Genomic DNA, 1,656 nt, shown 5'->3' with positions numbered 1-1,656 from the left:
AGCAGGCGCTTTTTCAGGGAGGCGCGTTCTTGCGGGTTGCGTCCCTTGTGATTGGCGATGCGATCCGCCGTGGCGGCCTGGCGCTTGACGGGCCAGTAGGAGCGGCCATCCTTGCCCATCGACCAGACGCTGCTGGCCTGGTTTTCCAGCAGGGGCAGATGGGCGCTCAGGGCTTCGGGCGACGCGCTGGTCAGCGCCGTGCGCTCACGGGTGCGCCAGCGCTGATGCCAGAGCTTCTTGTCCTCGCGCTCGCTGCCGCAGGTCGTGTGCCCGACGATGGGTGTTTTGCGGCGGCTGCGGCTCATAACGTAGTGGTCTCCAAGAACATTCAGGACTGATCCCAGGCGTCGATGGTCAAGACCTGATCGGCAGGACAGGCGGCTACGCGGTCGGGAACTGGATGGTGTTCAGTCTCATGCCGACCCCATTCGATTGATCGCGTCGCTTGCGGCACGCTGCGACGCAAGGAGGTTTGCGACCTGGTTTAGCAGCCGTGTCCGCTGCATGTCTGTTACCTATCTCCCCGACCGCTCATTGGACCAACTCCAGAGATTGGGCTCTATCGCTCAGCCAATACGAAACCGGCATTGGCTGATGCCACAACCGAGACTAACACAAATGGCTCGGTACCTGTATTTCGCGCCCCGTGCACTTGGCCCGGTCTTGCCACGGCTATCTCACCTTCCCTGAGGGCACGAACAATCCCATTGCCCTGAAAGTAATCAGCCATTCCCGACAAAACAGTCCACGTGTCTTGGCCGTGAGGATGAATGTGAGCCGCAATTTCCTGCCCGGGATGGACATGCCAAACCACGATAATTGAGTCTCGGGTTTCAAGCACAACGGAACGAATAGGCTCGCCTTCGGACGGCTGAACATACTCGGCTACAGAAAATATTCTCGATTCAACAGTCATCGGAGATCCCTCTTTCACAGTTGTCGTTACGGTCTTCATCGTCGGCATCCTGACGCACGGCGGGCAATTGCTGGAGCAACGCCGGCAGCCATTCCTGTACCGTCTCCCACACCACATCGAGGTTGATGTCGAAATAGCCGTGAGCCATGCGATTACGCATATTGCGCATGCTGCGCCACGGCACGTCGGCATGCGCCTGGGTGAACTCGACGTAGCCATCCATCACCTTTGTGGCCGCCTCGCCGATGACGATCAGGCTCATGATGACGGCCTGCTGGGTGCGCTTGTCGGCCAAGAAGTCGTCCTTGGCCATCCCTTCCACGAAGCTGCGCGCATCGGTTGCGGCCTGCTGAATGTGGTCGAGGTAATCGGGCAGGCGGTTCTCGCTCATATCGGTTGCGCCTCCGCGAGCACCTTGGCCCGGAACTTCGGCGGCAGGTCGCCGGGAGTCAGCAGATCGACGTCAACGCCGAGCAGCGATTTCAGTTCTTCTTCCAAATCGCCCAAGTCCAACAACGTGGCACCGGGCAGCGCATCGACCAACAGGTCGAGGTCGCTGCCATCCCGGTCGGTGCCATGCAGCACCGAGCCGAAGACGCGCGGGTTCGCGGCGCGAAAGCGGCCTACCGCTTCACGCACTGCGCTTCGCTTCATGTCAAGCACAACAGACGGTCGCATGCGCATCCTTTCTTATCGAAACTCGTTGAGATGATATGCAATCAAGAATAGAATTTCAAGAA

Annotated in this window: 4 protein-coding genes; all 4 read right to left on the bottom strand. The window is 59.5% G+C overall.

Annotation, left to right across the window (positions count from 1 at the left end; all coding sequences use genetic code 11):
* Positions 1 to 305 (bottom strand): hypothetical protein (locus tag ACMWLG_RS25745; protein ID WP_019706012.1); only part of this gene is annotated, 305 nt, incomplete at its 3' end.
* 254 nt (positions 306 to 559) lie between these two features.
* Positions 560 to 916, bottom strand: a complete 357-nt coding sequence (locus ACMWLG_RS25740) for a cupin domain-containing protein (RefSeq protein WP_000215515.1) — start codon at positions 914 to 916, stop codon at positions 560 to 562.
* Positions 906 to 1,307 carry a DUF86 domain-containing protein gene (locus ACMWLG_RS25735; RefSeq protein ID WP_001293886.1) on the bottom strand — a complete coding sequence of 134 codons (402 nt, stop codon included), beginning with the start codon at positions 1,305 to 1,307 and terminating at the stop codon, positions 906 to 908. Before ACMWLG_RS25735 ends, ACMWLG_RS25740 begins: the two co-directional genes overlap by 11 nt.
* Positions 1,304 to 1,594 carry a nucleotidyltransferase family protein gene (locus ACMWLG_RS25730; RefSeq protein WP_001247892.1) on the bottom strand — a complete coding sequence of 97 codons (291 nt, stop codon included), beginning with the start codon at positions 1,592 to 1,594 and terminating at the stop codon, positions 1,304 to 1,306. Before ACMWLG_RS25730 ends, ACMWLG_RS25735 begins: the two co-directional genes overlap by 4 nt.
* Positions 1,595 to 1,656: the final 62 nt, after the last annotated feature.

It is taken from the genome of Enterobacter sp. 01-M-02-SI-ECC (assembly GCF_047530595.1).
In the GTDB taxonomy this organism is placed as follows: Bacteria; Pseudomonadota; Gammaproteobacteria; order Enterobacterales; family Enterobacteriaceae; genus Enterobacter; species Enterobacter cloacae_M.
The sequence above is the reverse complement of the archived record's forward strand: the minus strand, read 5'-3'. Positions and strand labels throughout refer to the sequence as shown.